The organism is Pseudomonas sp., from assembly GCF_032058845.1.
Classification (GTDB): Bacteria; Pseudomonadota; Gammaproteobacteria; order Pseudomonadales; family Pseudomonadaceae; genus Aquipseudomonas.
This window is the reverse complement of sequence record NZ_DAMCCR010000154.1, coordinates 1-7,435: the sequence shown is the minus strand read 5'-3', so window position 1 is coordinate 7,435 and position 7,435 is coordinate 1. Positions and strand designations below refer to the sequence as shown.

9 protein-coding genes and 1 pseudogene are annotated in these 7,435 nt (G+C 64.1%); 1 reads left to right on the top strand and 9 read right to left on the bottom strand.

Annotated features, from left to right (window positions below):
* The 7 genes and pseudogenes from tatB to ubiE all read right to left on the bottom strand — a co-directional run.
* Positions 1-266: Sec-independent protein translocase protein TatB (gene tatB, locus RT028_RS19335; protein WP_312936954.1), on the bottom strand; the 266-nt coding region annotated here is incomplete at its 3' end.
* A 276-nt stretch (positions 267-542) separates the two neighbouring features.
* A pseudogene (locus RT028_RS20430) lies at positions 543-767 on the bottom strand (twin-arginine translocase TatA/TatE family subunit); the annotation flags it as partial.
* A 101-nt stretch (positions 768-868) separates the two neighbouring features.
* The gene (locus tag RT028_RS19325) at positions 869-1,204 is read right to left on the bottom strand and encodes a phosphoribosyl-ATP diphosphatase (RefSeq protein ID WP_312936950.1); all 336 of its coding nucleotides are present in this window, start codon (positions 1,202-1,204) and stop codon (positions 869-871) included.
* Between the two features lies 1 nt (position 1,205).
* Positions 1,206-1,598, bottom strand: coding sequence for a phosphoribosyl-AMP cyclohydrolase (gene hisI, locus RT028_RS19320; RefSeq protein ID WP_312936948.1), 393 nt, complete (start codon positions 1,596-1,598; stop codon positions 1,206-1,208).
* 147 nt (positions 1,599-1,745) lie between these two features.
* Positions 1,746-3,356 carry a ubiquinone biosynthesis regulatory protein kinase UbiB gene (gene ubiB / locus RT028_RS19315; protein WP_312936946.1) on the bottom strand — a complete coding sequence of 537 codons (1,611 nt, stop codon included), beginning with the start codon at positions 3,354-3,356 and terminating at the stop codon, positions 1,746-1,748.
* Entirely contained in the window at positions 3,353-3,976 is a 624-nt protein-coding gene (locus RT028_RS19310; protein WP_312936944.1) for an SCP2 sterol-binding domain-containing protein, read from the bottom strand. The genes ubiB and RT028_RS19310 overlap by 4 nt, the downstream gene beginning before the upstream one ends.
* A complete protein-coding gene (gene ubiE / locus RT028_RS19305) occupies positions 3,976-4,746 on the bottom strand; it encodes a bifunctional demethylmenaquinone methyltransferase/2-methoxy-6-polyprenyl-1,4-benzoquinol methylase UbiE (RefSeq protein WP_312936942.1) in 771 nt (256 codons plus the stop codon). Before ubiE ends, RT028_RS19310 begins: the two co-directional genes overlap by 1 nt.
* A 123-nt stretch (positions 4,747-4,869) precedes the next feature.
* Here ubiE and RT028_RS19300 point away from each other — a divergent pair, with 123 nt between their 5' ends.
* Entirely contained in the window at positions 4,870-5,145 is a 276-nt protein-coding gene (locus RT028_RS19300) for a polyhydroxyalkanoic acid system family protein (protein WP_312936941.1), read from the top strand.
* Positions 5,146-5,294: 149 nt separating this feature from the next.
* Here RT028_RS19300 and RT028_RS19295 read toward each other — a convergent pair whose 3' ends face one another.
* Together RT028_RS19295 and hslU are read right to left on the bottom strand one after the other, a co-directional pair.
* Positions 5,295-5,672 carry a DUF971 domain-containing protein gene (locus RT028_RS19295; RefSeq protein WP_312936939.1) on the bottom strand — a complete coding sequence of 126 codons (378 nt, stop codon included), beginning with the start codon at positions 5,670-5,672 and terminating at the stop codon, positions 5,295-5,297.
* Positions 5,673-5,967: 295 nt separating this feature from the next.
* Positions 5,968-7,311: an ATP-dependent protease ATPase subunit HslU gene (gene hslU / locus RT028_RS19290; RefSeq protein ID WP_312936937.1), complete on the bottom strand. Its 1,344-nt coding sequence runs from the start codon at positions 7,309-7,311 to the stop codon at positions 5,968-5,970.
* Between the last annotated feature and the right edge of the window lie 124 nt (positions 7,312-7,435).

The following is a 7,435-nucleotide window of genomic DNA, read 5'->3' as shown; positions in this document are numbered from 1 at the left end:
TCGGCAGGCTCGGCTAGCGCCTTCGGATCGAGAATGCGCCGGGCCTCCTGCTCCATCGCCAGGATGTGCTCGTTGTGCAGTTGGCGACGGATGTCATCGGCGCCGATCTCGCGCTCCACTTCCATCTTGATGCTGTTGAAGCTGCGTTTGAGGCGGCCGATCCACAGCCCTGCCGTGCGTGCAGCACCGGGCAGGCGGTCAGGGCCCAGGACCAGCAGCGCCACCAGGCCTACCAACAGGAGTTCACCGAAGCTGATGCCGAACATGGGTCAGTCTTTCCGCTGTGGCTCTTGGACCGGCGTGGCCTGGCCCTCGAGGGTATGGCCTGGGTTGACCGGTGCATGGGGCTGCGCAGGGGCGGGCGCAACCTCGACAGGCGGCACGGCCGGCTGAACGACGGCGGGCTGGACAGGTGCGGGTTGTACCGGCGGTACCGGCTGAGCGTTCTGCACGGGCTGAGGCGTGTGTACTGGGGGTACCGGCTGGGCGTTCTGCACGGGCTGAGGCGTGTGCACTGGGGGTACCGGCTGAGCGTTCTGCACGGGCTGAGGCGTGTGTACCGACGGCACGGGCTGGACATTCTGCACCGGGGGCGCCGGTGGCGGCGTGTACTCAGCGGGCTTGTGCTCCTCGTCGCTCATGGCCTTGCGAAAGCCCTTGATCGACTCACCCAGGTCACCACCCAGGTTCTTGAGTTTCTTGGTGCCAAACACCAGCACGACCACGATCAGCAGGACGATCCAATGTTTCCAGTCGAAAATACCCATTACGTACTCCAGAGACAGGCGTATCGGTTGTGCCACACACAGGGCCGCTGGGCCCCGTGTCTATCGGTTTGCGGCCAGGCCCGGGCCATGGCCGGCAGGCATCAGGCGGACGGCGCGCGCGCTGCCTTTTCGTCATGCCCGGACAGACCGAAGCGGCGCTCGAGTTCGTCCAGGACGGCCTGAGGATGCTGGCCCAGGGCACTGAGCATCACCAGGCTGTGAAACCACAGGTCGGCGGTTTCGTAAATGACGTCGCTGCAGTCATGGCTGATGGCGGCATCCTTGGCGGCGATGATGGTTTCCACCGATTCTTCGCCCAGTTTTTCCAGAATCTTGTTCAAGCCCTTGTGGTGCAGGCTGGCCACGTACGAGCTGTCGGGCGCGGCGTGTTTGCGGGCCTCGAGCACTTCAGCGAGGCGGCTGAGGGTGTCACTCATGTCAGTGTCCTGCCGAGTAGATGGCGTGCGGGTCTTTGAGTACCGGATCGACGGTGGTCCATTGACCGTTCTCGTAGACGCGGTAGAAGCAGCTTTCCCGACCGGTATGACAGGCGATCTGGCCCAGTTGCTCGACCATCAGGATGATCACGTCGGCATCGCAGTCCAGGCGCATTTCATGCAGCTTCTGCACATGCCCGGATTCTTCGCCCTTGCGCCACAGCTTGCCACGCGAGCGCGACCAGTAGATGGCGCGCTGCTCGGCGGCAGTCAGGGCCAGGGCCTCGCGGTTCATCCAGGCCATCATCAGCACCCGACCGCTCTTGTGGTCCTGGGCGATGGCCGGTACCAGCCCGTCACTGTTCCAGTTGATCTCGTCCAACCAGTCTTTCATTTCTCACTCCTGAACAGGCCCGCTGAGGTCCGGGCCGAGTACATCGGTCGCGGCGTGGGTCGGCGCGCCCGTGTCGCGGTGAAACGCGGCGCATCACCTGGCGAGGTGTCTAGCGGGTCGTAGTGTGCCAGTCGTCGCCACCGCTGGCTATCGACGCACGATCAGGTACAACCCGGCAGCGAGCATCAGGTACGCCGGCCACACGGCCGGTGCCGTGAGGCTGACGGCGCCGGCCGCCAGGGTTGCACCCCCGGCCAGCAAGCCGGCGCCAAGCAGGCGCAGGGCCCAGTGATCGCCCTGGTTGCGCTGTCGGGGCAGGTGCGGGTCCTTGAGGTGCGGTTGCGACAGGCGTTCGAGCAGGTCGCGGGTCATGTCGGCCAGGTGCGGCAACTGCTCGACCTGGCTGTAGACGTTGCTCAGCACAGCCTTCGGGCTCATGCGCTGGCGCATCCAGCGTTCCAGGTACGGCTTGGCCGTGCTCCACAGGTCGAGGTCCGGGTACAGCTGACGGCCCAGGCCCTCGACGTTGAGCAGCGTCTTCTGCAGCAACACCAGTTGCGGCTGGACTTCCATGTTGAAGCGCCGCGCAGTCTGGAACAGACGCATGAGCACATGGCCGAAGGAAATATCCTTTAACGGTTTTTCGAAGATCGGCTCGCACACGGTGCGGATGGCCGCCTCGAATTCGTTGACCTTGGTGTGCGCCGGAACCCAGCCCGAGTCGATGTGCAGCTGCGCGACGCGACGGTAGTCCCGCTTGAAGAAAGCGATGAGGTTGCGCGCCAGGTAGTCCTGGTCTTCATCGGTCAGGCTGCCGACGATGCCGCAGTCGATGGCGATGTACTGCGGGCTCCAGGGATGCACGGTGCTGACGAAAATGTTGCCCGGGTGCATGTCGGCGTGGAAGAAGCTGTCGCGAAAGACCTGGGTGAAGAACACTTCCACACCGCGCTCGGCCAGCAGCTTCATGTCCGTGCGCTGATCGGCGAGGGTGGCCATGTCGGTGATCGGGATGCCGTAGATGCGCTCCATGACCAGCACCTTGGGCCGGCAGTAGTCCCAGTACACCTGCGGCACGTACATCAGCTCGGAGCCTTCGAAGTTGCGCCGCAACTGGCTGGAGTTGGCCGCTTCGCGGAGCAGGTCGAGCTCGTCGTAGATGGTCTTTTCATAGTCGCCGACCACCTCGACCGGGTGCAGGCGGCGGGCATCGGCAGACAGCCGCTCAGCCGCCTTGGCGATCAGGAACAGCCAGGCCAGATCCTGGGCGATGACCTGCTTGAGGCCAGGACGCACCACCTTGACCACCACCTGCTCACCGGTTTTCAGCTGCGCGGCATGCACCTGGGCCACTGAGGCCGAGGCCAGCGGCTCGACGTCGAAGCGCTTGAACACCTCGCCGATGCTCGCGCCCAGTTGCGACTCGATCAGTTGCACGGCCTGTTTGGGATCGAAGGGCGGCACACGGTCCTGCAGCAGCATCAGCTCATCGGCGACGTCGACCGGCAGCAGGTCACGGCGGGTCGAGAGCAACTGGCCAAACTTGATGAAGATCGGCCCGAGGTCCTGCAGGGCCATGCGCAGGCGCGCGCCGCGCGTGGCTTCGGCGGGCTTGCGCGGCAGCCAGCGCCACGGCATCAGCAAGCGCAGGCTCATCAGCCACCAGGGCAGAGGCATGGCCAACAGCAGGTCATCGAGGCGGTAGCGGATCACCACGCGCTGGATGCGAAACAGACGGCGGACGGCGAGCAGCTTCATGCGTTATCGCTGGTATCAGAGGGTCGGGAAAGGCGGCGGATGCGCGCCTCGAGTCGATCGAGGTCGATCTTCAGCGCATCGAGCTCGCTGAACGCCGCCTCGGCTTCGCGCTTGCCCACCAGGGTGCGCGATTCTTCGGCCAGATAGTCGGAGAGGTTCTGGCTGAAACGTGCCAGGCCCTGGCGGGTCCAGCGCGTGCGGGTGCGCACATGACCGGCCAGCAGTGAGGTCGCGACCGGGCCGAGCCAGCGCGACACTTCGTATTGCCAGTCCAGCTCCAGGTCTTGCAGCACGCCGAAGAGGTCGAGCAGCGCAGCGCTGTCGCCATGCAACTCGACCTCCGGGCTGTGCAGCACGGCGGTCTTGTTGGCGCTGAAAGCCAGCCGCAGCAGGCTGCCGGCCGGTGCGCGCAGCGTACAGTGCACGTCACCTTCCCAATGGCCGGCCAGCATCAGGCCCTCTTCATCGGGCAGGATGAACACCTTCAGCGACGGCTGCTGGCAGTCGATGGCGATGACCTTGCCTTCCAGCCCGGCCAGGCGCGGCAACGCCGTGCTGTCCATGCGCAGGACACGGTTCAGACCCTGCTCGACGCTGGCGAGCACTCCGGCCATCAGCATCAGGGCTTGATTCCCCGGTGCACCGCCACGATGCCGCTGGTCATGTTGTGGTAGGTGACGCGGTCGAAACCGGCCTCGACCATCATGCTTTTCAGGGTTTCCTGATCCGGGTGCATACGGATCGACTCGGCCAGGTAGCGATAACTTTGCGAATCGTTGCTGATCAGCTTGCCGGCCAGCGGCATGAAGGCGAACGAGTAGGCGTCGTAGGCTTTGGACATCAGCTTGTTGGTCGGTTTGGAGAACTCCAGCACCAGCAGGCGGCCGCCTGGCTTGAGCACCCGTAGCATCGAGCGGATGGCATCGTCTTTGTGTGTGACGTTGCGCAGGCCGAAGGCGATGGTCACGCAGTCGAAGTGGTTGTCCGGGAACGGCAGCTTTTCCGCGTCGGCCTGGACGAACTCGATGTTGCCGGCCACACCGCGGTCGAGCAGACGGTCACGGCCGACCTTGAGCATGGATTCGTTGATGTCGGCGAGTACCACCTGGCCGGTGGGGCCGACCAGGCGCGAAAACTTGGCGGCCAGGTCACCGGTACCGCCAGCGATGTCGAGGACCCGGTTGCCGGTGCGCACGCCCGACAGCTCGATGGTGAAGCGTTTCCACAGACGGTGCATGCCACCGGACAACACGTCGTTCATCAGGTCGTACTTGGCGGCGACGGAGTGGAACACCTCGGCGACTTTCTTCGCTTTCTGGCTCTCTGGTACGTCGCTGTAGCCGAAATGCGTGGTGGGTTCGGCGGCTTCGCCTTTGCGCTGATCGTTCATATCGCTTCACCGGGGAAAAATTACCGCCATTCTAGGGTGAACGGGCGGATTTGTCTTGGCAGGTGTGCCGTGGGGCAGGGGCGGGCATAATGCCCAGCATGTCTCACCGTCAGGACCGTCTGCATGACCCAGATCAGCGTTGAACGCAAACACAGCCTCGGCCGCGAAGCCGCGCGGGCCAAGGCGCAAGCCCTGGTGGAAAAGCTCTCCAGCAAGTACGACCTCGAGGCCAACTGGCAGGGCGATCGCGTCGACATCGCGCGCAGCGGCGCCAAGGGCAGCGTGCACATCGGTGACGAGTCGATCCGTGTGGACCTGAAGCTGGGCATGATGCTGTCGATGATGAGCGGCACCATCGAAGGTGAAATCGAGCGTGCGCTGGACAAGGCCCTGGTCTGACTGGTGCACACGCAAGGGCCTGGCGCACGCACTGGCGTCCGGCTTTGCTGCCCTGAACGTTTCGCTTTAGGTCAGCGTCCGGGACTGGCGTTTACCTCCCGGTCTGTCGACGTACCCGCAGGTGCGCCGTCACCAGGCCGGTACCCGATCTACAGCATCAGCTTGACCACCGACTCCGCAGGGTCCCGGGTTTTCCCGGCCAGGCGCAGCGTCTCCAGGTAATCCTCCCACAACGCCTCCTGACGCAGGCACAGCTGCTCCAGGTACTCCCAGGTGAACAGCCCGCTGTCGTGGCCATCATCGAAGGTGAGCTTCAACGCGTACTGGCCCGCCGGCTCCAGGCCCACCAGACCCACGCCAAGCTTGCCGAATTGCAGGATGGGCTTGCCATGGCCCTGCACCTCGGCCGACGGCGAGTGCACCCGCAGAAACTCTGCCGGCAGGTGATACACCTCGCCCTCGGCGTAGGTCAGCGACAGGGTCTTGGAGGCTTTGTGCAGGTTGATGGCAGTGGGCATGCGCGGCATGGCGGCGGTCTCTGGAGAAGCGGATGGCCAAGCTTCGGGGTTTGGGTGGGGAGATTCAAGCGGTCCGGTGGCGTGCGCGCTGCCATGGCAGCGGGATGAACGCGCTGGATACGCGCGCGGGATACCGCTTCACATGCTCCAGAAAGGCGTGCTCCAGAAAGGCGTGCTCAAAAACGCCAAAGGCCGCAAAAGCGGCCCTTGGGGTAATGTCAGTCGGTCAGCCGCGTCGGGCTGCAGAACAGCCCCAAAGGATTCAACTCGACTCGACTGACGGCCTCTGGGGCCATCGTCACGCTTACAGAATGTAGCGCGACAGGTCTTCGTTCTGCGCCAGATCACCCAGGTGGCTGTTCACGTACGCCGCATCGATCCGAATCGGCGCCTCGGTATGGCTGCTGGCCAGGTCACCGGCACTGAACGACACCTCTTCGAGCAGACGCTCGAGCAACGTGTGCAGGCGGCGAGCACCGATGTTCTCGGTTTTCTCGTTGACCTGATAAGCGATCTCGGCCAGACGCTTGATGCCCTCGTCGACGAACTCGATGTTCAGGCCCTCGGTCTTGAGCAGCTCGCGGTATTGCTCGGTCAGGGACGCGTGCGGCTCTTGCAGGATGCGCTCGAAATCTTCCGGGGTCAGCGCCTTGAGTTCCACGCGGATCGGCAGGCGGCCCTGCAGCTCGGGCACCAGATCGCTCGGTTTGCTCAGGTGGAACGCGCCGGAGGCGATGAACAGGATGTGGTCGGTCTTGACCATGCCCAGCTTGGTGTTGACCGTGCAGCCCTCGATCAGCGGCAGCAGGTCGCGCTGTACGCCTTCACGGGACACGTCGGCGCCGCCGACGTTGCCACGCTTGGCCACTTTGTCGATCTCGTCGATGAACACGATGCCGTGCTGCTCCACCGACTCCAGCGCCTTGGCCTTGAGTTCTTCCTCGTTGACCAGGCGGCTGGCTTCTTCATCACGCACCAGCTTGAGCGCTTCCTTGACCTTGAGCTTGCGCGACTTGCGTTTGCCCTTGCCCATGTTGGCGAACAGGCTCTGCAACTGGTTGGTCATCTCTTCCATGCCCGGTGGGGCAGCGATTTCGACACCGGCCGACTCGGCCACTTCGATCTCGATGTCCTTGTCGTCCAGTTCACCCTGACGCAGGCGCTTGCGGAACAGCTGGCGGGTGTTGGAATCGGTGCTGGTGTGCGCCGCTTCTTCGCTGAAGCTGGTGACCCGCGCCTGGGGCAGGAGGGCGTCGAGAATGCGGTCTTCGGCAGCGTCCTCGGCACGGTGGCGCACGCGAACGATTTCCTGCTCGCGCAGCAGCTTCAGCGCAGCGTCGGCCAGGTCACGGATGATCGATTCGACGTCACGGCCGACATAGCCGACCTCGGTGAACTTGGTGGCTTCGACCTTGATGAACGGCGCATGGGCCAGCTTGGCCAGGCGGCGGGCAATCTCGGTTTTACCGACACCGGTCGGGCCGATCATGAGGATGTTCTTTGGCGTCACTTCCGCGCGCAGCTCTTCGGGGAGCTGCATGCGCCGCCAGCGGTTGCGCAGGGCGATGGCGACGGCGCGCTTGGCGTCATCCTGGCCAATGATGTGACGGTTGAGTTCGTGGACGATTTCGCGGGGGGTCATGGACATAAGAATGATGGTCCTTGTGCACGGTGTTTCAGCGTGGAAAAGCCCAGCCACCGGGGCTGGGCGCCAGAACAGCTGATCACTCGGCCAGGTCCTGCTCCTCGATGGTCAGGTTGTGGTTGGTGAA